The sequence below is a fragment of the Streptomyces sp. Sge12 genome (assembly GCF_002080455.1).
GTDB lineage: Bacteria > Actinomycetota > Actinomycetes > Streptomycetales > Streptomycetaceae > Streptomyces.
On the sequence record NZ_CP020555.1, the window covers coordinates 2,192,549 to 2,215,548 of the forward strand.

General features: G+C 73.2%; 16 protein-coding genes. 5 read left to right on the forward strand and 11 right to left on the reverse strand.

Annotation, left to right across the window (positions count from 1 at the left end):
* Positions 1-27: 27 nt before the first annotated feature.
* Positions 28-1,179 (reverse strand): citrate synthase/methylcitrate synthase, encoded by a 1,152-nt coding sequence (locus B6R96_RS09460; protein ID WP_106977475.1) that lies wholly within the window; start codon positions 1,177-1,179, stop codon positions 28-30.
* Between the two features lie 78 nt (positions 1,180-1,257).
* Between B6R96_RS09460 and B6R96_RS09465 the strand changes: the two genes are divergently transcribed.
* The 3 genes from B6R96_RS09465 to B6R96_RS09475 all read left to right on the forward strand — a co-directional run bounded on the left by B6R96_RS09465 (position 1,258) and on the right by B6R96_RS09475 (position 5,181).
* Positions 1,258-2,511: a citrate synthase gene (locus tag B6R96_RS09465; RefSeq protein ID WP_081525045.1), complete on the forward strand. Its 1,254-nt coding sequence runs from the start codon at positions 1,258-1,260 to the stop codon at positions 2,509-2,511.
* A 361-nt stretch (positions 2,512-2,872) separates the two neighbouring features.
* Entirely contained in the window at positions 2,873-4,474 is a 1,602-nt protein-coding gene (locus tag B6R96_RS09470; RefSeq protein WP_237291389.1) for a sensor histidine kinase, read from the forward strand.
* Positions 4,471-5,181 carry a response regulator gene (locus tag B6R96_RS09475; protein ID WP_081522247.1) on the forward strand — a complete coding sequence of 237 codons (711 nt, stop codon included), beginning with the start codon at positions 4,471-4,473 and terminating at the stop codon, positions 5,179-5,181. The genes B6R96_RS09470 and B6R96_RS09475 overlap by 4 nt, the downstream gene beginning before the upstream one ends.
* Before the next feature lie 6 nt (positions 5,182-5,187).
* Here B6R96_RS09475 and B6R96_RS09480 read toward each other — a convergent pair whose 3' ends face one another.
* The 3 genes from B6R96_RS09480 to B6R96_RS09490 all read right to left on the reverse strand — a co-directional run bounded on the left by B6R96_RS09480 (position 5,188) and on the right by B6R96_RS09490 (position 9,561).
* Positions 5,188-6,780, reverse strand: a complete 1,593-nt coding sequence (locus tag B6R96_RS09480; protein WP_053703834.1) for a solute symporter family protein — start codon at positions 6,778-6,780, stop codon at positions 5,188-5,190.
* On the reverse strand, positions 6,777-7,265 hold the full coding sequence (locus tag B6R96_RS09485; RefSeq protein ID WP_051779728.1) for a DUF485 domain-containing protein: 489 nt from the start codon (positions 7,263-7,265) through the stop codon (positions 6,777-6,779). Before B6R96_RS09485 ends, B6R96_RS09480 begins: the two co-directional genes overlap by 4 nt.
* Before the next feature lie 175 nt (positions 7,266-7,440).
* On the reverse strand, positions 7,441-9,561 hold the full coding sequence (locus B6R96_RS09490) for a DNA gyrase/topoisomerase IV subunit B (protein ID WP_030389438.1): 2,121 nt from the start codon (positions 9,559-9,561) through the stop codon (positions 7,441-7,443).
* 448 nt (positions 9,562-10,009) lie between these two features.
* On the opposite strand from B6R96_RS09490, the gene B6R96_RS09495 reads away from it, so the two are divergent.
* A complete protein-coding gene (locus tag B6R96_RS09495; RefSeq protein ID WP_030016583.1) occupies positions 10,010-10,243 on the forward strand; it encodes a DUF7455 domain-containing protein in 234 nt (77 codons plus the stop codon).
* A 109-nt stretch (positions 10,244-10,352) separates the two neighbouring features.
* On the opposite strand, the gene B6R96_RS09500 is transcribed toward B6R96_RS09495, so the two are convergent.
* From B6R96_RS09500 to B6R96_RS09530, 7 genes are all read right to left on the reverse strand, one after another.
* Entirely contained in the window at positions 10,353-11,279 is a 927-nt protein-coding gene (locus B6R96_RS09500; protein ID WP_081522248.1) for a serine protease, read from the reverse strand.
* 102 nt (positions 11,280-11,381) lie between these two features.
* Positions 11,382-12,965, reverse strand: coding sequence for an RNA polymerase sigma factor (locus tag B6R96_RS09505; protein WP_257789490.1), 1,584 nt, complete (start codon positions 12,963-12,965; stop codon positions 11,382-11,384).
* A gap of 374 nt (positions 12,966-13,339) precedes the next feature.
* Positions 13,340-14,209, reverse strand: coding sequence for a FadR/GntR family transcriptional regulator (locus tag B6R96_RS09510; protein ID WP_030389435.1), 870 nt, complete (start codon positions 14,207-14,209; stop codon positions 13,340-13,342).
* A gap of 211 nt (positions 14,210-14,420) precedes the next feature.
* Positions 14,421-16,202, reverse strand: a complete 1,782-nt coding sequence (locus B6R96_RS09515) for an ATP-binding cassette domain-containing protein (RefSeq protein WP_081522249.1) — start codon at positions 16,200-16,202, stop codon at positions 14,421-14,423.
* A 137-nt stretch (positions 16,203-16,339) separates the two neighbouring features.
* Complete coding sequence (locus B6R96_RS09520; RefSeq protein WP_030389433.1) at positions 16,340-17,086, reverse strand: NUDIX hydrolase; 747 nt, start codon at positions 17,084-17,086, stop codon at positions 16,340-16,342.
* Between the two features lie 120 nt (positions 17,087-17,206).
* Positions 17,207-19,195 (reverse strand): glycogen debranching N-terminal domain-containing protein, encoded by a 1,989-nt coding sequence (locus tag B6R96_RS09525; RefSeq protein WP_081522250.1) that lies wholly within the window; start codon positions 19,193-19,195, stop codon positions 17,207-17,209.
* A gap of 209 nt (positions 19,196-19,404) precedes the next feature.
* The gene (locus B6R96_RS09530) at positions 19,405-20,670 is read right to left on the reverse strand and encodes a DUF4192 domain-containing protein (protein WP_107475487.1); all 1,266 of its coding nucleotides are present in this window, start codon (positions 20,668-20,670) and stop codon (positions 19,405-19,407) included.
* A 120-nt stretch (positions 20,671-20,790) separates the two neighbouring features.
* Between B6R96_RS09530 and B6R96_RS09535 the strand changes: the two genes are divergently transcribed.
* Positions 20,791-22,950, forward strand: a complete 2,160-nt coding sequence (locus tag B6R96_RS09535; protein WP_053173345.1) for a RecQ family ATP-dependent DNA helicase — start codon at positions 20,791-20,793, stop codon at positions 22,948-22,950.
* Positions 22,951-23,000: the final 50 nt, after the last annotated feature.

A 23,000-nucleotide genomic window follows, 5' to 3' on the forward strand; every position in this document is an offset into this window, starting at 1 on the left:
GGGCACGATCCCGCAGGGCGGGATCCCTCAGGGCAGGAGCGGCACCGGCTGGGGCGGGGTGGGGCCGGTGTACCGGGCGGCCGGGCGGATGATCTTCGAGTCGGCCGCCTGTTCCAGGATGTTGGCGCTCCAGCCGACCACCCGTGCCGCGCAGAAGGTGGGCGTGAACATCTCGCGCGGGAGCCCGCACAGTTCCATGACCACGCCCGCGTAGAACTCCACGTTGGTGTGCAGTTCCCGGCCCGGCTTCAGTTCGGCGAGGATCTCCTCCACCTGGCGCTCGACCTCGACGGCGAAGTCCACGAGGGGACCGCCGAACCGGAGGGCGATCTCGCGCAGCATGCGTGAGCGGGGGTCCTCGGTGCGGTAGACGGGGTGACCGAAGCCCATGATCCGATCGCCCGCCAGGACCCGCTCGCGGATCCACGGACCGATCCGGTCCACGGTGCCGATGGCATCGAGGGTGTCCAGGGCCCGGCTGGGGGCGCCCCCGTGCAGGGGGCCGGAGAGCGCGCCGATCGCCCCGGTCAGGCAGGCCGCGACATCGGCGCCGGTGGAGGCGATCACGCGGGCGGTGAAGGTCGAGGCGTTGAAGCCGTGGTCGACGGTGGATATCAGGTACTGCTCGACGGCACGGGCCCGGGCCGGATCGGGTTCCCGGCCGGTCAGCATGTAGAGGTAGTTGGCGGCGTACGGGAGGTCGTCGCGCGGCTCCACGGGCTCCAGGCCCTGCCCCAGCCGGTGCAGGGCGGTCAGCAGGGTCGGTACGGCAGCGCAGGCGGCCAGCGCGTCGGCGGCCCGGCGGCCGGGGTCGAGGTCGTAGACCGGGCGGAAGCCGGCGGAGGCGCCGAGCAGCGACAGTGCCGTGCGCAGTCCGGCGAGGGGGCCGGAGAGCCGGGTGGCCCGGGCGAGGTCCGGCAGGGCATCCCGTACCTCTTGGGGCAGTCGGCGCAGGGGCGCGATCTCGGCGGTGAAGGCGGCGCGCTCCGCTGCGTCCACCGGGAGCGTGCCGCGGAACATCAGGTGCCACACGTCCTCGAAGCCGCGGGTGGCCGCGAGCTCGACGGCGGAGTACTGGCGGTAGTGGTAGAAGCCCTCCCGGCCCCGGACATCGCCCAACCCGGTTTCGGTGACCACGACTCCCGCGAGACCGCGGGGTACTTCCAGAGTGCTGTCCATGGATTGACCATCCATGATGGATTCAATCCTTGTCAATGTTGATTCAATCAATGCATCGATCATCTGTAGGGTGTGGTCATGAGCGACCAGACGGACGGCGGGCGCAGGCTCAGCACACAGGAGGCGGCGCGCGCGCTCGGGGTGAAACCGGCGACCGTGTACGCGTACGTGAGCCGCGGCCAGCTCACCAGCCGCCGCGACCCGGCCGGGCGGGGCAGCAGCTTCGACGCCGCCGAGGTGGAGGCGCTGGCCCGGCGGAGCCGCCGCGAGGCGGCCGCCCCCACCGGGGACCTCACCGTGCGCACCGCTCTCACCCTCATCGAGCCCGACCGCTACTACTTCCGCGGCGTGGACGCCGTCGAACTGGCCTCCCGCTACCGCTATGAGGCGGTCGCCGAGTGGCTCTGGACGGGCGCCATCGCGCCCGGGGCCCGGTTCACCGCTCCCCCGCAGGCCCTGGCGGCGGCCCGGCGGGCGGTCGCCGCACTGCCGGAGCACGGTGGCCCCATCGACCGGTTGCGGGTGGCGGTCGCCGCGGCGGCCGTGGCGGATCCGCTGCGCTTCGACCTGTCCGAGGAGGCGGTGCTCGGCTCCGCGCGCGCCCTGGTTCCCACCCTGGTCGGGGCGTTGCCCGCGGCGGGCCCGGACGGGTGGGCCGGGGACGGCCGGATCGCCCGGCAGCTGTGGTCGCGGCTGACCGCGCGGGAGCCCGACCCGGACGCACTGGCCGTACTGGACCTGGCGCTCGGGCTGCTGGTCGACCACGATCTGGCGGCCTCGACCCTGGCCGTACGGGTGGCCGCGTCGGCCCGGGCCCATCCGTACGCGGCCGTGTCCGCCGGGCTCGGCGCCCTGGAGGGGCCGCTGCACGGCGCGGCGGGGCGGCTCGCGCACCGGATGCTGGTGGAGGTGCTGGAACAGGGCGGGGCCGCGCCGGTGGTGGCCGAGTACCTGCGGGCCGGACGCCGGGTCCCCGGGCTCGGCCACCGGCTGTACCAGGGCGAGGACCCGCGAGCGCGGGCCCTCTTCGCCCGCCTGGAGACGCTGGAGCAGGCCGGTCCGGCGCTGGGCGCGGCGCGCGAGGTGGCCGCGGTGATGGCCCGGCAGGGCGGGCTGCACGCCAATGTGGACCTGGCGCTGGCGGTGCTGACGGTGTCCTGCGGAATGCCGGCCGAAGCCGGGGAGACGGTCTTCGCGGTGGCCCGTACGGCCGGCTGGATCGCGCACGCGCTGGAGGAGTACCAGGAGCGACCGCTGCGGATGCGCCCGAGCGGGCAGTACCACGGCCCCCGCCCGCCGCAGCCGATGCCGGTGCCGGTGCCGGAGGCCTAGGCCGTCTCTTCCGGATCCTGTCGGGCCCGGCCCGCCCGGCACAGCACCTCGCCGCGTTGTCGGGGCGCCCGAGTACGTCCGGTACACGGGCGCCCCTCCGCCTTGCGATGCTTCCCCTCGGCCCTGGCGGGCCTGGGGAGACCCCATGGCACCGGACGACCCGGGCTCACCCGACAGGATCCGAAAGTGACGGCCTGGGGGGCTTGCCGGACCCCCCGAGCCCTGCGACACGCACTTCACCCGCAGCGAGTCCTGGAGCACGGCCCGGACAAGACGGGAGTGGCGAACCCGACAAGCCGGGCGGAAGCATTCCGCTTGCGCCGAGGCCGACCTACCGTTGCTGCCCATGCGGTTCCCCCTCATGAGCGCTCGGCGCCTCGGGCTGCCCAGACGGGCCGTCTCCCAGATCCTGCTGACCCAGCTGGCCATCGCCGCCGGGGTCGTCGTCCTGGCCACCGGACTGTTCCTGGCGCCCCTGAGCTCCCAGCTCGACGACCAGGCCATGCGGCGCGCCCTGGCCATCGCGCAGAGCGCCGCCGCCGACCCGTCGCTGGCCGGCGGGCTGCTCGCCTCGGGGCCCTCTCCCGACAGCCCCGTACAGGCCTCGGCCGAGCGGATCCGCCGCGCCACCGGGGCCGAGTACGTGGTGGTGCTCGACCTGGACGGCATCCGCCGCTCGCACCCGAGCGCCGACCGGATCGGACTGCCCGTCTCCACCGACCCGAGCGACGCCCTCGCGGGGCGCGAGGTGATGGAGATCGACGACGGCACCCTGGGCCGGTCCGCCCGGGGCAAGGTCCCGCTCCTCGCGGCCGACGGCGAGATCGTCGGCGCCGTCTCGGTCGGCATCGCCTACGACAGCGTCCGCGACCGGCTGCTCGGCGCGATCCCCGGTCTCCTCGCCTACGCGGGCGGCGCCCTGGCGGCGGGCGCCCTCGCCGCCTACCTGCTCTCCCGGAGGATCCAGCGGCAGACCCGCGATCTGGCCTTCTCCGACATCGCCGGACTGCTCGCCGAGCGCGAGGCCATGCTGCACTCCATCCGCGAGGGCGTCATCGCCCTCGCCCCCGACGGCCGGGTCCGGCTGGTCAACGACGAGGCCGCGCGCCTGCTGGGCCTCGCCCCGGACGCCGCCGACCGCTGCGCCGGGCGCCCGCTGGACGACGTACTCGGTGCGGGCCGCACCGCGGACGTACTGTCGGGCCGCGTCACCGGCCGGGACCTGCTCACCGTCCAGGGGCCCCGGGTGCTGGTGGCCAACCGCATGCCCACCGAGGACGGCGGCGCCGTCGCCACCCTGCGCGACCGCACCGAGCTGGAGCGCCTGGGCCGCGAACTCGACTCCACGCGAGGTCTGATCGATGCCCTGCGCGCCCAGGACCACGAGCACGCCAACCGCCTCCACACCCTCCTCGGCCTGCTGGAGCTGGGCCTGCACGAGGAGGCGGTGGAGTTCGTGACCGAGGTCGCCGGGGTGCACCGTACGACGGCCGAACAGGTCACCGAGAAGGTCCACGACCCGCTGCTGGCCGCGCTGCTGGTGGGCAAGGCGACCGTCGCGGCCGAACGCGGCGTCCCGCTGCGGCTGGCGGGGACCACCCTCCTTCCCGACCGCCTGGTGGACCCGGGCGGTCTCGTCACGATCCTCGGCAACCTCGTGGACAACGCCCTCGACGCGGCCGCCGGTTCCGCGGCGCCGCTGGTCGAGGTGGAGCTGCGTGCGGAGGGCCGTACCGCCGTGCTGCGGGTGCGCGACAGCGGCCCCGGGGTTCCCGCCGCCCGCCGCGAGGAGATCTTCACGGAGGGCTGGTCGACCAAGCAGCCCCGGGCCCACCGCGAGCGCGGGCTGGGGCTCGCCCTCGTACGCCGCCTCGCGGAGCGGCAGGGCGGCAGCGCCCGGGCCGGCGAAGCAGAGGACGGAGGGGCGGAGTTCTCCGTCGTACTCCCGGAGGCCCTGCGATGAGCGAGACCCCGAGCAGGGTTCATGTCGTCCTGGTCGTCGACGACGACACGCGTGTTGCCCGGATCAACGCGGCGTACGTGGCGAAGGTTCCCGGTTTCCGGGTGACGGCGCAGGCGCATTCGGCGGCCGAGGCCCTGGAGTTCCTCGCCACGCATCCGGTCGACCTCGTCCTCCTGGACCACTACCTGCCCGACGAGAACGGCCTGGACCTGGTGCGGCGCCTGCGCCAACTCGGCCACCGCACCGACGTGATCATGGTGACCGCCGCCCGTGACCTCGCCACCGTGCAGGCCGCGATGCGTCTCGGAGCCCTGCAGTACCTGGTCAAGCCCTTCACCTTCGCCGGGCTGCGCACCCGGCTGGAGGCCTACGCGTCCCTGCGCCGCGCACTGGACACCGGCGGCGAGGCCGAGCAGGCCGAGGTGGACCGGATCTTCGGCGCGCTCGCCACCGCGGGATCCTCCAACGAGCTCCCCAAGGGCCACTCCGCCACCACCGCGGAGCTGGTCCGCCAGGTGCTGCTGTCCGCCGAAGGACCCCTGTCCACCCAGCAGATCGCCGACCGCGCCGGCATCAGCCGTCAGACCGCCCAGCGCTACGTCAAGCTCCTGGAACGCACCGGCCGGGTCAGCCTCGCCCTGCGCTACGGCGAGACCGGCCGCCCCGAGCACCGCTACACCTGGCTGCCGTCGGAGGGGCCGGCCTGACCTCGCTCAGACGGCCCCGGCGCCGGTCAGGGAACGGACCTCCGTCTCCGCGTGCTTCGCCTCGTCCGGCTCCTCCCGCGAGGTGACCGTGCCCAGCCAGCCCGCCAGGAAGCCCAGCGGGATCGAGACGATCCCCGGATTCTGGAGCGGGAAGTACTGGAAGTCCACTCCGGGGAAGAGGGACTCCGCACTGCCCGACACCACCGGCGAGACCAGCACGAGCAGCACCGCCGGGATCAGGCCTCCGTACACCGACCAGACGGCCCCGCGGGTCGTGAAGCCGCGCCAGAACAGCGAGTAGAGCAGCACCGGCAGATTGGCGGAGGCCGCCACCGCGAAGGCCAGTCCCACCAGGAACGCCACGTTCAGGTTCTGGGCGAGCAGCCCCAGGGCGATCGCGACCGCCCCGATGCCGACGGCGGCGACCCTGGCCACCGCGACCTCGCTGCGCTGCCTGGCGTGCCGGCGCTTGAGGGAGGCGTAGAGGTCGTGTGCCACGGAGGCCGAGGAGGCGAGGGTGATGCCGGCGACCACGGCCAGGATGGTGGCGAAGGCGATGGCGGCGACGAAGGCGAACAGCACCGCGCCGCCGGTGGAGCCCGCGCCCCCGCCGAGGAAGGCGGCCAGCAGCGGAACGGCCGTGTTCCCGGAGGCGTTGGAGGCCCGCACCTCGTCCGGCCCCACCAGGGCGGCCGCCCCGAAGCCGAGGACGATGGTCATCAGGTAGAAGCCGCCGATCAGCGCGATCGCCCACACCACCGAGCGGCGGGCCGCCCGCGCGGTGGGCACGGTGTAGAAGCGCGACAGGATGTGCGGCAGCCCGGCCGTCCCGAGGACCAGCGCGAGACCGAGGCTCATGAAGTCGATGCGGGCGGTCCAGTCGCCGCCGTACTTGAGGCCGGGGCTCAGGAACGCCCGTCCGTGACCGCTGCGGTCGGCGGCGCTGGTGAGCAGCTGGTCGAAGTTCCCGTGGAAACGCAGCAGCACGAGCACGGTCAAGGTGATGGCCCCGCCCATCAGGAGCACGGCCTTCACGATCTGGATCCAGGTGGTGGCCCGCATCCCGCCGAAGGACACGTAGACCACCATCAGCGCCCCGACCCCCACCACGGTGAGGGTGCGGGCGACGGGGCCCGAACTCCCGAGCAGCAGGCCGACGAGGCTGCCCGCGCCGACCATCTGCGCGATGAGGTAGAGCACGGAGACGACCACCGAGGAGGTGCCGGCCGCGATCCGGACCGGGCGCTCGCTCATCCGGGCGGCGACCACGTCGGCGAGGGTGAAGCGACCGCAGTTGCGGACCAGTTCGGCGACGAGGAACAGCACCACGAGCCAGGCCACGAGAAAGCCCACCGAGTAGAGCAGCCCGTCGTAGCCGAAGAGGGCGATCAGACCGGAGATGCCGAGGAAGGAGGCGGCGGACATGTAGTCGCCCGCGATGGCGAAACCGTTCTCCATGGGGGAGAACAACCGCCCGCCCGCGTAGAACTCCTCGGCCGACCCGTGCCGGTTGCGGCTGACCCAGGTGGTGATGCCGAGGGTCACCGCGATGAAGAGGCTGAACAGGATCAGCGCGAGGGTCTGGTGCTCGGTGGTCACCGGCCCGCCCTCCTCGCCCGGTTCCGCTCCTGGCCGCGCTCCTGCTCGAAGACGGTCCAGCGCAGGTCGAGCGCGGCCCGGTCCCGGCGCAGCCGCGCGTGCCGGGCGTACGCCCAGGTCAGCAGGAAGGTGCTGAGGAACTGGCCGAGGCCCGCCAGCATGGCCACGTTGACCGCGCCGACGACGGGCCGGGCCATCAGGCCGGGCGCCGCGGTGGCGGCGACCACGTAGGCGACGTACCAGAGGAAGAACCCGGTGGTGGCGGGGACGACGAACCGACGGTAGCGGCTGCGGACCTCCTGGAAGGCCGGGCTGCGCTGCACTTCGAGGTAGATGTCGGATGCGCCGGGCGCGGGGCGTCCGCCGCCGGGGGCCGGGGCCGGCTGGGACGTTTCCTCACCCTCGCCCCACCCGACGGCCAGCGCGTCGTACCAGGGGTCGTCCAACCGGATCGTTCCGGTATCACGACCTTCGTGCTTGTCCACCGAACTCTCCTTGTCCGCTGCCGCATTGGCTGCGTGCCCACAAGGATGTGCGGAATCGGCGCTTTCCGGACTGGTGTACCGGTGCTCTTCACTCCAACAGGTGATGGAGTGAAGAGCACCGGTGTGCCGTGGCGCCTTCGGTGTCAGTCTCTGCCGGGGTCCGGCAGCACCGGCATCAGGCGTCGATGCGCGATCGGTCCAGGGTCGCCGCGGAGCTCGTGATGAACTCCTTGCGGGGGGCCACCTCATTGCCCATGAGGAGGTCGAAGACCTGCTCGGCCGAGTCCAGGTCGCCGATGTTGATCCGGCGCAGGGTGCGGAAGCGGGGGTCCATGGTGGTCTCCGCCAGCTGGTCCGCGTCCATCTCGCCGAGGCCCTTGTAGCGCTGGATCGAGTCCTTGTACCGGATGTTCTTGCGCTGGTACTCCAGCAGGGTCTGGCGCAGCTCGTTGTCCGAGTACGTGTAGACGTACTTGTCCTGGCCCTTCTTCGGCTGGACCAGCTCGATCCGGTGCAGCGGCGGCACGGCCGCGAAGACCCGGCCCGCCTCGACCATCGGACGCATGTACCGCTGGAAGAGCGTGAGCAGCAGGCAGCGGATGTGCGCGCCGTCGACATCGGCGTCCACGAGCAGCACGATCTTGCCGTACCGCGCGGCGTCGATGTCGAAGGTCCGGCCCGAGCCGGCTCCTATGACCTGGATGATCGCCCCGCACTCGGCGTTCTTGAGCATGTCCGAGATCGAGGACTTCTGGACGTTGAGGATCTTGCCGCGGATGGGCAGGAGCGCCTGGAACTCCGAGTTCCGTGCGAGCTTCGCGGTACCGAGGGCGGAGTCGCCCTCGACGATGAAGAGCTCGCTGCGGTCCACGTCGTCACTGCGGCAGTCGGCCAGCTTGGCGGGGAGCGAGGAGGTCTCCAGCGCGGTCTTGCGACGCTGCGCCTCCTTGTGCTGACGGGCCGCGATCCGGGTCCGGGCAGCCGCGACGATCTTCTCCATCACGGCGCGGGCCTGCTGCTTGTCGTCGCGCTTGGTGGAGGTCAGGAAGGCCTTGAGCTCCTTGGCGACCACGGCGGCGACGATCCGGGTGGCCGCGGAGGTGCCGAGCACCTCCTTGGTCTGGCCCTCGAACTGCGGCTCGGCGAGGCGGACGGTGACGACGGCCGTCATGCCCTCCATCGCGTCGTCCTTGACCACGTCGTCCTCGGCGACGCGCAGCAGCTTGGCCGAGCGCAGGACCTCGTTGACGGTCTTGGCGACCGAGCGCTCGAAGCCGGAGACGTGGGTGCCGCCCTTGGGGGTGGCGATGATGTTCACGAAGGACTTGACGTTGGTCTCGTACCCCGTGCCCCAGCGCAGGGCGATGTCCACGCCGAGCTCGCGGGTGACCTCGGTGGGGGTCATGTGGCCGCGGTCGTCGAGGACCGGGACGGTCTCCTTGAAGGTGCCCGTGCCGCTCAGGCGCAGGACGTCGCAGACGGCCTTGTCCTGGGCGAGGTACTCGCAGAACTCGCTGATCCCTCCGTCGAAGCGGAAGGTCTCCTCGGTCTTGCCGGCCCCGTCGATGCCGCGCTCGTCGCGGACGACCAGGGTCAGGCCGGGGACGAGGAAGGCGGTCTGGCGGGCGCGCTGGTAGAGCGTGTCCAGATTGAGCCGGGCGTCCTTGAGGAAGATCTGCCGGTCGGCCCAGTAGCGGACCCGGGTGCCGGTCTTCCCCTTGGCCACCCGCTTGACCTTGCGCAGGCCGTTCGCGGGATCGAAGGGGCTCTCGGCGCCCTGCTCGGTGAACATTCCCGGCACGCCGCGGCGGAAGCTGATGGCGTGGGTCGAGCTGTTGCGGTCGACCTCGACGTCGAGGCGGGCGGAGAGGGCGTTGACCACGGAGGCGCCGACGCCGTGCAGGCCGCCGGAGGCCGCGTAGGAGCCACCGCCGAACTTGCCGCCGGCGTGCAGCTTGGTCATGACGACCTCGATGCCGGACAGGCCGGTCTTGGGCTCGACGTCCACGGGGATGCCGCGGCCGTTGTCCCGGACCTCGACGGAGGCGTCCTCGTGGAGGATCACCTCGATGTGGTCGCAGTAGCCGCCCAGGGCCTCGTCGACGGAGTTGTCGATGATCTCCCACAGGCAGTGCATGAGGCCCCGGCTGTCGGTCGAGCCGATGTACATGCCGGGACGCTTGCGGACGGCCTCCAGCCCCTCGAGGACGAGCAGGTGCCGCGCGGTGTAGTTGGAACCGTCCCGGTCTGCTCCGGACAGCAGCGCGCTGGAAGGCACGGACGTGTCGGCGGTCACGCAGTTCGCTCCTCGCTGAATTTCTTTTCTGGCCCGGTGGGGCGCAGGGGTGGCTCGGGTGCCGCTCGAAGGGTACCGAGGCCAGGTAGAGCCGATGCAACGCCACCCTCGCGCATTCTTCAGCCTAGTCCAGATCCGCACGGGTGTTCGATCCCCCACGCGGGTGAAGGAAACATCACGTTCCCTTCCGCGCATGAACCATTTAGGGTTCGGGCACGTCCTCATGAACAACCTGGCACTCGTGCCGGGGGAGGATGGAACTGCAAGAAGCGCACGACTGACAACGCGAAACCGTAAAGCAACGCAATACGGCTCCTTCGCCGCCAACCGGCAACAGCCGGCCAGCTTCGGAAGGAAGTTTCGAGGAAAAGCCGCGAGCGGGAACGTTTTCGGCCTGGTTGGATGTTGACCCTGGTACGACAGCTCGTCGAGCTAGAGAAGAGGCGACGTGACTACTGTTCTGACACCCGCGACCCCGCTGACGGCCGCTGACCGATGCGACCGTTGCGGCGCCCAGGCATATCTGCGCGTCGTCCTGCTGAGCGGCGGTGAACTGCTCTTCTGCGCCCACCACGGGCGCAAGTTCGAGCCGGAACTCAAGAAGATCGCCGCGGAAATACAGGATGAGACCGAGCGGCTCACGTCCGCTCCGGCTGCCAATGCCGAACCCGAGGACCGCTGACACAAGGCCTGCACCTCGCATCCGACGAGCCAGGACCGGCTAGGCCGGTCGACGGGCGGCACCCCTGAGACCCAGGGGTGCCGCCCGTCCTCACGTCCGCGACCCGCGGCTAGGGCGCGCGATGCCCCCGTACGGGCCCTGCGTCCGCCCCGGAGGCCCTGTGGGACCCCCACCGGACTTCCCGTACCTCCCCCGGCTGCGAGCCCGTCTCCGGGGCCAGCACGAAGTCGACCAACGGAGCGATCCGCGTGTAGACCCCCGGGCTGTCCGCGCGGCCGCAGCCCCGCCCCCACGAGACCAGGCCGATGAGCCGCCCCTGGGCGACCAGCGGCCCGCCGCTGTCGCCCTGGCAGGCGTCCTTGCCGCCGCCGCTGTCGCCGGCGCACACCATGGACTCCGCGCGGTACTGCCCGTCCGCGTCCCCGGGGTAGGCGCGCGCGCAGACCTCGTCCGCGAGGACGGTCACCGCGGCGGCCCGCAGCGCGTACGCGTAGTCACCGAAGCCGCTCGTGTCGCCCCAGCCGTAGACGGCCGCCCCGGTCCCAGCCGCATAGGCGCCGTGTCCGGTCTCCGCCATGGGAAGCACGTGGTGTGCCGGCACGGGCTCGGCCAGCTCCAGAACGGCGAGGTCCCCGGCGTTGCTCACGGGGTCGTAGGCCGGGTTCACCCGCGCCCCGCGCACCGCGATCTCCCGGCCGTCGGCCGCCCGGAGCTCCGTACGGCCGGCGATCACCCGGAAGTCGGCCACGGACTCGACGGGGCCGCCCAGTACCTGGGCGCCCAGGCAGTGCGCGGCGGTGACCACCCTCGTCGGGGCCACCACGACGCCTCCGCAGAACTGCCCGCCCCGCGTACCCCCGAACCGGTCACGGCTGGCGAGGGCGACGACCCAGGGGCTGTCGGCGACCTTCACCGGCTTCCCGCCGATCACCACACTGTCCGCGGCCGCCTGCGGCACCTGGGCGAACGGCGCCGCTGCCGCTCCCGCCGCCAGGGTCAGCGCTCCCGCCAGAGCACGGGCAAAGGGACGACGCATGAGGCCTCCTGACTCCGAGTGTGCATGACTCCACCCAGAGTGGGATGCCCGGTGGCCGAGCGCACCCGCGCGGCCACCGTCGCACCGTGGAAAGCCGGCCGGTCAGTCCAGGTAGTCGCGCAGCACCTGGGAGCGGGACGGGTGCCGGAGCTTCGACATCGTCTTCGACTCGATCTGGCGGATCCGCTCGCGCGTGACCCCGTAGACCTTGCCGATCTCGTCGAGGGTCTTGGGCTGGCCGTCCGTGAGGCCGAAGCGCATGGAGACCACGCCCGCCTCGCGCTCGCTCAGGGTGTCGAGCACCGAGTGCAGCTGCTCCTGCAGCAGCGTGAAGCTGACGGCGTCGGCCGGGACGACCGCCTCGGAGTCCTCGATCAGGTCACCGAACTCGCTGTCGCCGTCCTCGCCCAGCGGGGTGTGCAGGGAGATCGGCTCGCGGCCGTACTTCTGGACCTCGATGACCTTCTCGGGGGTCATGTCGAGTTCCTTGGCCAGCTCCTCCGGGGTGGGCTCGCGGCCCAGGTCCTGGAGCATCTGGCGCTGCACGCGGGCGAGCTTGTTGATGACCTCGACCATGTGCACCGGGATGCGGATGGTGCGGGCCTGGTCGGCCATGGCGCGCGTGATCGCCTGGCGGATCCACCACGTGGCATAGGTCGAGAACTTGTAGCCCTTGGTGTAGTCGAACTTCTCGACCGCACGGATCAGGCCCAGGTTGCCCTCCTGGATCAGGTCCAGGAAGAGCATGCCGCGGCCGGTGTAGCGCTTGGCCAGGGAGACCACGAGGCGGAGGTTGGCCTCCAGCAGGTGGTTCTTCGCCCGGCGGCCGTCCTCGGCGATGATCTCCAGCTCGCGCTTGAGCTTGGGCGCCAGCTTGTCCGAGTTCGCGAGCTTGTCCTCGGCGAAGAGACCCGCCTCGATGCGCTTGGCGAGCTCGACCTCCTGCTCGGCGTTGAGGAGGGGGACCTTGCCGATCTGCTTGAGGTAGTCCTTGACCGGGTCGGCGGTGGCGCCGGCGACCACGACCTGCTGGGCGGGGGCGTCGTCCTCGTCGTCGGAGATGACGAAGCCCTTGTTCTCCCCGCCCTCCTCCTCTTCCTCGGCCTCGGCCTTGGCGGCGTCGGGACCCTCGTCCGGGGTCTCGTCCTCGGCGCCCTCGTCCGCGTCCTTCTTGGCGGCGGTCTTCTTCGCCGCCGTCTTCTTGGCCGCGGTCTTCTTGGCGGGTGCTGCCTTCTTCGCCGCCGTCTTCTTCGCCGCCGCCTTCTTGGCGACGGGCTCCGTTCCGGGCTCCCCCGCGATCGCGTCCACGGTCTCCGGGTCCGCCGTCGCGGCTGCCGGGGCCGCGGTGGCCGCGGGCTGCGCTGCCGTCGTCCTGGCCGCGGTCTTCTTGACGGTCTCGGTGGCCGTCCGCTTGGCCGGGCTCTTGGCTGCGACGCTCTTGCGGGTGGTGCGCTTGGGCGACTCCGCGGCACTGACCATCAGCGTCACACCCTCTTCCTCGAGGATCTGGTTGAGGCTGCGCAGAACATTCTTCCACTGGGTCGCAGGAATCTGGTCAGCCTCGAAGGCCCGACGCACGTCATCGCCGGCGATCTGCCCCTCGGCCTTGCCCCGCTCGATGAGCGCCATCACAGACTCGGAATCGGCGATCTCCGGCGGGAGCGTACGGGATGTGCTGGCCGACACGAACAACCTCTCGGAACGATGGGAACGGCTTCCGACCCCGGGCCTGGTGGTGCTGGACCGGAGCCGACGACCACCGACCGGGGATGGGCCGGCGGCGCGGGCAGGGGCCGGGGAGCTGCACAGCACCCCCAAGGGCTGCTGTCTTCCCTCCGTCGGCCATCACCTCTTAAGTCATCGCGTGACCTCGCAGAGCGTTACGCCCAATCTTCGTGGCCCGAGTCACACCCCGTGTGCACCCGTGCCGGTCATAGGGTCGCACCCGATGCCCCGCCGGGGCGGAACCGCCGCGAAAAGAGGGCCTCACGCCGGTGTCGCCGGACCCGACCGGGCCCGGCGACACGTCCTGCACCCCCGCGCCCCCGCGCGTTCGCCCGTCAGTGCTCGCGCGGGGCGGGGACCACGCGCTCGACCTCCGGATGAACCGTCAGGAGCTGCCGCATGGCGTTCTCGGCGCCCGTCGCGTCCCCCGCGGCGAGGGCCTCGACCATCCGCGCGTGGTGCGCGACGCCGGCCTCGCTCGGGCGGTCGCAGGCGGTGATCGGGCTGCCGGAGACCTGGAGGGCGGCGGAAACGATGCCGGACAGGTGCTCCAGCATGCGGTTCCCGGCGACCTGGATCAGGAGCGCGTGGAACTCGTTGTCGGCGCGCGCGAAGGTGATCGCGTCCCCCTGGCCGAGGGCGTGGCCCATGATCTCGACCATGTCGGCGAGGCGCTGCTGGATGTCCGGCCGGCCGTGCCCCGCGGCGAGGCGGGCGGCGAGCGGCTCGATGGTCCAGCGGAGCTCGCCCAGCTCGCGGCGCTGGTCGTCGCGCTGGGGGCCGAAGGCGCGCCATTCGATGATGTCGGGGTCGAGCAGGTTCCAGTCGGCCACGGGGCGGACCCGGGTGCCGACGTTGGGGCGGGCGCTGACGAGGCCCTTGGCCTCCAGGACCCGCAGGGATTCGCGGACGACCGTACGGGAGACCTCGAAGCGCTGGCCGATCTCCTCGGGGACCAGCGGGCGGTCCGCGCCGAGGTCACCGGAAACGATCATCTGGCCGAGCTGCTGGACGAGTTGGCCGTGCAGTCCGCGTCCGCGGCTGCCTGCCGCGCGGCGGCCGACGCGGCTCAACTCGACGTCGGCACCGTCCCAGTGGGGTACGCCGACGCGGTCGGACCCGGGGGTCTCCGCGTAGGGGTAGCGGTCGAGATCGCCCGGGCCGGCGAGGCCGGAATCGGCAGCATGGCGGGCGGCGGTCATCATGGTGTGCGCAAGGGTACTCACGAATCCTTTGTCGGCCGTGCCTCCATGACCCTTGAGGTCTTTGGTGAAAAGCACACGAAAGGGTGATCGGTGCCACCTACGCAATTGACGACTTATCGTAAAGAACCGGGCGTTTTGCGGGGAGTTGCGGTCCGATTGACGTGACACGGACCGCAACGGTCCGTCCGGGACTTCTCCCGAACCGGAACGATCACCAACGGACCCGGCTGCGCAGTCCGGTGAACCCATAGGCGCACAACAGGACCATCAGCGACAACACGAGCGCGGTCCCGACGGGTTGGGCCATCACCCGCAGCGCGCCCACCAGCAGGCGGTCGACCTCCGGGGGCCACTGGCCCCAGGTCAGGCCGCGCAACCGGGGCCCGAGTCCGGTCGACGGGTACGCGGACGTGCCCTCCAGCGCCTTGCGCACCAGCGGAACCACCATCACCGGTACGGCCAGCACCGCGGCCAGTCCGGCAGTGGCGGACCGGAAGACCCCGGAGGCCAGTACGCCGGCCCAGGCGCAGCCGATGAGCAGCCCGGCCCAACTCGCGGCCGGGGAGAGCCACTCCACCGGGGTGCGCAGCGGGCCGCTGTCGAAGACCAGCGCCAGGGCGGCGGCGTCGGCAACCACGGTCAGGGCGCCCAGCAGCAGGGCGAGGGCGGCGCAGACGCCCAGCTTGGCGGTGAGCAGCCCCATCCGGCGGGGCACCGTGCCGCGGTCGGCGGCGAGCGCGGGGTAGCGGTACTCCTCGCCGAAGGCCAGGGCGCCGAGCAGTCCCGCGCCCAGGGCGGCGGGTGGCAGGGGCAGCAGCTCGGGCCAGGCGGCGAGCAGCCGGTTCTGCGGGGTCTGCCCTAGCCGGGCCAGCACCAGGGCGGTGAGCACCGAGACGACGACCACGAGGGCGGCGGTGAGCACCGGGGTGGCCGTCCCGAAGACCCGGAGCAGCTCGTAGCGCAGGGGCCGCAGCGGGCCGCCGACGCGGCGCACGGCCGAGGCCGGGCGCCCGGAGCGCAGCTGCCGGGGGTGCTCGCGGGTGGTCCCGGTCGGGTCGGCGCCGGCCTCCGGCGGAGCCCCGGCCTCGGTACGGGCGGCCGGGACCGGCGCCGTCGGGGCGCCGGCGTCGCCCGTCTCGTCGGCGAGCTGGTGGACCAGCACTCCGTGCCGGAACGCCGCCTCTCCGACCTCGGCGCAGTTGCTGCCGTACACCGACAGGCGGCTGCCGCTCTCCGCGACGATCTCCACCGAGCGCCGGGCGGCGCGCGCCTCCCGGCCGAGCACGTCGGCCAGCCGGGCCGCGTGCGGGGTACGTACGGCGACCCGTGGCCGCAGCCGGGTCCGGGCGAAGTCGGCCGCGTCCTGGTCCGCGACGAGCCGGCCCGCCTCGATGCTGACGACGCGGTCGGCGCTGCGGGCGGCCTCCTTTGCATCGTCGGTGGTGAAGAGCACCGCTCCGCCGAGGGAGGCGTGGCCGCGCAGCAACCCGTGCAGCCAGCCCCGCTCGCGGGGAGAGAGTCCGGCGCCGGGCTCGTCCAGCAGCAGGGTGCACGGATCGGCGAGCAGCGCCGAGGCCAGTGCGACGCGGCGCTCCATCCCGACCGAGAGGGAGCCGAGCCGCTGGTCCCGCAGCCCCCCGATACCGACGACCTCCAGCATGGTGTCGGCCCGCGAGGCCGGTACCCCGGCGGCGGCGCAGAGCATCCGCAGCTGGTTGCGGACGGTCCGGGCGGGGTTGCCGGGGACGTCGCCGAGGAGCACTCCCACCTCGCGGCCGGGGTGCGGGATCCGGTGCAGCGCGCGGCCGCGGAAGTAGGTGACGCCGCGGCCCGGCTCGAGTTCGAGCATGAGCCGCAGGGCGGTGGTCTTGCCCGATCCCGGCTGACCGAGCAGGGCGGTCACGTGCCCCGGGCGGGCCTCGAAGGTGAGGTCGTCCACGAGGGGCGGGGCGTCGGGGCGGGTCTTGCTGGTGAGTCCGATGGCCTGGAGCATCGCTTCTCTCGCGGGGGGTGAGACCGCTCAGCGGCAGGGTGGGTACCGCAAGCAAGATAACGCGATATGTCCGATTTTCTGCGCAACCGGTCCGATGGACTGCCCATCCGGCCGCCGTTGCCGCCCGTGACGCGGTGTCAGACCTCCGGACGCAGCATCGGCGGGTTGAGCAGAGTGGCCCCGCCCGCGCGGAACAGCTGGGCCGGACGCCCGCCCTGACGTGTCGTCGTCCCTCCGGCCGGCACCAGGAATCCGGGGGTTCCGGTGACCTTGCGGTGGAAGTTGCGCGGGTCGAGGGAGACTCCCCACACCGCCTCGTACACCCGGCGCAGCTCGCCGACGGTGAACTCCGGAGGGCAGAAGGCGGTGGCCAGCGAGGAGTACTCGATCTTCGAACGGGCCCGCTCGACACCGTCGGCGAGGATCCGGGCGTGGTCGAAGGCGAGTCCCGTGGTGTCCTCGCCCGTATCGGCCAGCACCTCGTCGACCGGGGCCCAGCGCGCGCTGTTGGCGTCGCCGCCGGCCCGGGGCGCAGGCAGGTCCGGAGCCAGCACCAGGTGCGCCACGCTGACGACACGCATCCGCGGATCCCGCTTCGGATCGCCGTAGGTGGCCAGCTGTTCGAGGTGGGCGCCGTTGCCCGCGCCGGGCAGCGCCGGGTCGTGCGCGCACAGGCCGGTCTCCTCGGAGAGCTCCCTGGCGGCGGCCCCCGCCAGGTCCTCGTCCCCGCGGACGAATCCTCCGGGCAGCGCCCAGCGCCCCTGGAACGGCTGCTCACCTCTTCGGACGACCAGCGCGCAGAGCGCGTGGCGGCGCACGGTGAGCACGACCAGGTCGACGGTGACGGCGAAGGGCGGATAGGCCGACGGGTCGTAGGGCGACATGCGGCGATCATAGTCGTCTGCCTGACGATAAACAGCGCTTTGGTGACCTTGAAGGCACTGCCCCTGAGGTGGGAGCTGCTCCGCGGGAGCCACGGTCCGGCAACGGCGGGGCGTGAGGTCTCAGCCTCCCAGTTGGAGCGCATCGGCCGCCTCCTCCACCATGCCGAGGCCGAGCCGGCTGATCCGGACGGCGAACGGCTCCCCCGCCACGCGCAGGCCCGAGAGCCTGAGCGCGCCCAGGGGCGCACCGGGAAGGGGGACGAGGGCCACCGTGCCCGCGGGGGCGTCCGGGCGGATTCCGGCGAGAGCCGTCAGCGCGTGGATCCCGGCCGCCGCGGACACGGCGGCCGGGCGGCAGGCCGCCGGATGCGGCACCGGGGCACTGCCCGCGGTGCGCTGCTCGGCGGCGAACATCTCCGGCAGCCGGTACCCGAAGCTCTCCGCCGCGTCCAGGAGGCCCCGCAGCAGGCCCGCGGCCTCCTTCTCGAAGCCCGCCGCGGCCAGGCCCGCCACGGCCACCGCACTCTCGTACGCCCGCACGGCGCCCGAGCGGTGGCCGAACGGGTTGTGCCCCGGCTCCTTGACGGCCATGCTCCGCAGTCCCCATCCGGAGTCCATGCCGGGGGCTCCGAGCAACCGGGCCAGCTGCTCGGCGCGCGTCCGGTCCAGGAGCCCCGGGGCGAGCCGGCCGCCGCTGAGGAGCCCGGTGTCGAACAGGTGGGCGGCGGCCCCCGTGAGCCGGGGCAGTGGCCGTCCGTCGGGGTGCAGGGCCGAAGCGGGCCGGCCGCCGTCCGGACCGTCGATCCAAAACCCGGCCCGGAACCGCTCCCGCAGCGCGGCCGCCCACTCCCGCCACTCGTCCGCGCCGGGCCGCCCGCAGGCGGCGAGCAGGTCGGCGCCGAGCACGGCGGCCCGGTGGGCGTGAGCCTGGGTCTCGCAGCGCCGCGGCCCCGGATCGGGGTCGGCCAGGAGGCCGTCCTCCCCGAGCGCGCCCCGCAGCCAGTCGAGGCACCGCTCGGCGGCCGGCAGCAGGCGGGCCACCTCATCCTCCGGCATGCCCCAGAGCCGGGCCTCGGCCAGCACCGCGGGGAAGGCGAGGGTCGCCTCCGTGCCGGTGCACCCGGGGGGAAGCTGCGCGCCCGCTCCGCGCAGCGGGCCCGGAATCCTGCCGAGGCCGGGTCCCCTCACCTCGGTCTGGGTCCGGGCGAGGATGCGCAGGGTGGCCGCCGCGAGACCGGTACCGAGCGGCAGTGCCATCCGGGCGGCCCACAGCGATTCCGCCGGGGCCAGGCCCAGCCGCCACGGCGCCCCGGCCGCGGCGAAGGCGTCGCCCGGCACCTCGGGATCCCTCAGGAGCAGCGCGCCCAGGTCCTCGACGCTGGTGCGGAACCACGCCTCGGCCCTCGGTTCATCCCCCTCGGCCCGGGCGTCGGCCAGCGGGTTGGCCACCTGTCCGGCGGAGGCCCGCACCACCCGGTGCTGCGTGGTCCGCAGCTCGATGGTGCGGGATTCGCCGGGGGCCAGTTCGAGCTGCCAGCGCAGCAGTCCCGCCGAGGCCAGCGCGTCGTCGGGCGGCGGTTCGGCCGCGGTCACCGCCTGGGCGTCGCCGGTGCTCCAGCGCAGCCCGGCCGCGTGCACCCCGGCGGGCAGCTCCGGCCCGGCCCGGCCGGCGGCCACCGCGGCCAGCTCCGCCAGGTCGGTGCCGAGCAGCACCTCCACGGGCAGGCGCAGCGGCCGGGCCGTGAAACTGCGCAGGGTGATCCGCTCGGTGCCGTCCGCGTGCCGTACCCGTTCCACCCCGATGTCGGGGTCGGGGCCGGGCTCGGCCCCGGTGCGCACGGTCGCGGTGAAGGCCGCCCGGTCCGCGCCGAGGCTGCGCCCCAGTACGGCGACCGGGTCCCGGCCGCCGACCCGCAGCACGCAGCGGGAGAGCAGCCGGCGCCCGGACCGGTAGATCCCGTCGATCCCCCGCCCGGTCAGCTGGCCGTGTTCCGGGGAGATGACCAGGCAGGGCGCGGCGACGCAGATGACGGCGCCGTGCACGGGCGGCAGTTCGGACCGGCGGGCGGCGGGCACGCCGGCCGGGCGGGGAGGTGCGGGGTGAGACATGTGCCGCCTTGTCTGCGCTCCGGTCGGTTCAGCTGGGCGGCGGCGTGGCCGGGCCCCCACCACCCCCCAGCTGAACGCCCCCGACCCCGCCCGGGTCACGGGCCGGGGCTCCGACCGGGCGTACCGGGAATGGGACCCGCGCCGCCGGGGCGGGCCCTGGGCACACCGCAGCAGCCACCCCGGGCCGCTGCGCGAGGGCCGGCCCGGGTTCACTGCTCGCTCCGCGCGGTGCGGCGGGATCCGCGCCGCGAGGCCGCCCGGCCCCGTCGGCCGGGAGGGCGGGTACCGGCCGAGGAGCGCCCTCGCCGGGGCTCACGGCGGCGCCGCTCCTCCCGCAGGCACTGCCGCAGCCCCTCGGGGTCGATTCCCTCGTTGCAGGCGTGGTGCAGCAGCTGGGCGAAGCGGTACTCGGCGTCGGCCCGCAGGGCCAGCCCGAAGGCGATCCGGGCGGTCGGCTCGTCCCCCGTGGACCAGCAGACCCACCCGGCGAGGGTGAGCGGGGCCGCGGCGTGCTCCGCGTACGCCCCGACGCAGCGCCGGGCCAGGGCCCGCCACAGCCGCAGGGCCGGGGCCGCCTCCTCGTCCTCCATCCACTCGGCCGCGATGTCCCGGATCTCGCGGTCCTGGAGGCCGAGGATCAGCGAGGCGGCCTCGTCGTGGCCGAGCAGCGCGTCGTCCCAGTCGTCGCCGAGGGCTCCGCCCTCGACGGGCGGAGCCAGCGTCATCCGCCGCATCAGGGCCCGCGCCAGGGCGATGGTCTCGGCGCCGACCTCCTCCCGGGTCGTCCCGTCGAGGATCCTCGGCATCAGGGCGGCGGCGGCCCTGTCGAGGGCCCGTTCCGCCTCGTCGGCCACGGCCCCGCGCAGCGGTTCCAGCCTGCCCTCGATCTCCTTGAGGGAGCCCCGTACCTGGAGCCCGGCGAAGGTGGCCGTCGCGGCCAGCACCGAGGTGCCGACGGCAGCGAGCCGGGTGCCCTCGGCCGGGCAGCACCGCCCGTCGGGGCAGACGTAGGACCAGAACCGCCCGGCGGAGAGGCACAGGGCCTCCAGCACGGGCACGTCCAGTGCGCCGCAGGCCAGCCGGATCCGCTGGGCGAGCGGCCGCAGGCGGTCCATCACCTGTCGGCCGTCCTCCTCGCCGGCCGGTTCCTGGCAGAGGTAGACGACGATGCCGTCGGGCTTGCCGGCGCGCCGTTCGCTGCCCCGGATCAGGCAGTCGGCGACCTGTCGGGCGGTGTCCTCCCATTCGGCCGGCGTGCTCGGGATGCCGACGCGGAGCCGGCCGCCGAAGCGTCCGCCCTCGCCGTGCACGGCGACCATCACGAGGGAGTCGGTCGGGTGGAAGCCGAGCATGTAGGGAAGCGCATCGGCCAGTTCGGCCGGGCTGCGCAGGGTGATCTGGGGTCCGGTGGCGGCACCGGACGGGCTGATGGAGGGCCGGTCGGACGGGATGCGCGATTCGTGGTTGTTCGTCATGCCACGAAGGTCCCGCGCATGATCCGATCCCGAAAGCCCTGTGGATAACTCCCCGCGCTGCTGTCCACAGGCCCACAGCCGCATTGGCGCGATGTCGGAGGCATCAGGTTGCATGGGGGCATGAACGCAGACCTGAGGTCATCGGCCGACTCCGTACTAGCCCGTCTCGTGGGCGACCCCACGGGCGCCGCCAGGCTGCGCGAGGACCAGTGGCGGGCGATCGAGGCCCTGGTGGCGCACAAGCGGCGGGCCCTGGTGGTGCAGCGCACCGGCTGGGGCAAGTCCGCGGTGTACTTCGTCGCGACCTCGCTGCTGCGGGCGAGCGGCGCCGGCCCCACCGTGATCGTCTCCCCGCTCCTCGCCCTGATGCGCAATCAGGTCGAGGCCGCGGCGCGGGCCGGCATCCGTGCCCGCACCATCAACTCCGCCAATCCCGAGGAGTGGGAGGGGATCCAGGCCGAGGTCGCGGCCGGCGAGGTCGACGTCCTGCTGGTCAGCCCGGAGCGGCTCAACAACCCCGACTTCCGGGACCAGGTCCTGCCCAAGCTGTCCGCCGCCACCGGCCTGCTCGTGGTGGACGAGGCGCACTGCATCTCCGACTGGGGTCACGACTTCCGCCCCGACTACCGCCGGCTGCGCACCATGCTGGCCGATCTGCCGCCGGGCGTTCCGGTGCTCGCCACGACCGCCACGGCCAACGCCCGTGTGACCGCCGACGTCGCCGAACAGCTGGGCACCGGGGCCGGCACCGACGCCCTGGTGCTGCGCGGCCCGCTGGACCGGGAGAGCCTGAGCCTGGCGGTGCTGACCCTGCCCGACGCGGCGCACCGGCTGGCCTGGCTCGCCGACCACCTCGGCGACCTCCCCGGCTCCGGAATCATCTACACGCTGACCGTGGCGGCCGCCGAAGAGGTCACCACGTACCTGCGCCACCGCGGCCACACGGTGTCCTCGTACACCGGCAAGACGGAGAACGCCGACCGCCAGCAGGCCGAGGACGACCTCCAGGCGAACCGGGTCAAGGCGCTCGTGGCCACCTCCGCCCTCGGGATGGGCTTCGACAAGCCCGACCTCGGCTTCGTGGTGCACCTCGGCTCGCCCTCCTCCCCCATCGCCTACTACCAGCAGGTCGGCCGCGCCGGCCGAGGCGTGGAGCACGCCGAGGTCCTGCTGCTGCCCGGCCGGGAGGACGAGGCGATCTGGCAGTACTTCGCCTCGGTGGCCTTCCCGCCGGAGGAGCAGGTGCGCCGCACGCTCGACGTCCTGGCCCAGGCCGGCCGTCCGCTGTCGCTGCCCGCCCTGGAGCCGCTCGTCGATCTGCGCCGCACCCGGCTGGAGACCATGCTCAAGGTGCTCGACGTCGACGGCGCCGTGCACCGCGTCAAGGGCGGCTGGACCTCCACGGGCGAACCCTGGGCGTACGACGCCGAGCGCTATGCGTGGGTCGCCCGCCAGCGGGCGACGGAGCAGCAGGCGATGCGGGACTACGCCGCCGCCACCGGATGCCGGATGGAGTTCCTGCGCCGCCAGCTCGACGACGAGGAGGCCGCGCCCTGCGGCCGCTGTGACAACTGCGCCGGGGCCCGGTTCACCGCGGAGGTCTCCACCACCGCACTGGACACCGCCCGTGGCGAGCTCGGCCGCCCCGGCGTGGAGCTGGAGCCGCGCAAGATGTGGCCGACCGGACTCGCGGCGGTCGGCGTCGACCTCAAGGGGCGCATCAATGTCGGTGAACAGGCCTCGACGGGCCGGGCTCTGGGCCGGCTGTCCGACATCGGCTGGGGCAACCGGCTGCGCCCGATGCTCGCCCCGCAGGCTCCGGACCAGGCGATCCCGGACGATGTCGCGCAGGCCGTGGTCGCGGTGCTGGCCGACTGGGCCCGGGGCCCCGGCGGCTGGGCCTCGGGAGCGCCCGATGCCCCGGCCCGGCCGGTGGGCGTGGTCGCCCTGCCCTCGCGCAGCCACCCCCAGCTGATCGGTTCGCTGGCCGCGCGGATCGCGGAGGTCGGACGGATGCCTCTGCTCGGCACGCTCGCATACACGGATCAGGCACCGGAGTTCGGGTCGGTCTCCTCGAACAGCGCCCAGCGGGTGCGGGGGCTCCACCAGTCCCTCACGGTGCCCCCGGCGCTGGCCGAGGCACTGGCCGGGGCCGCGGGCCCGGTGCTCCTCGTGGACGACCGCGCGGAGAGCGGGTGGACGCTCGCGGTGGCGGCCCGGCTGCTGCGGCGCGCAGGCGCAAAGGAGGTGTTCCCGCTGGTGCTGGCGCTTCAGGGATAGCCGAATGCGTCATCTTCGGCGTGGCGGGGCAAGGATATGAACGGCATACC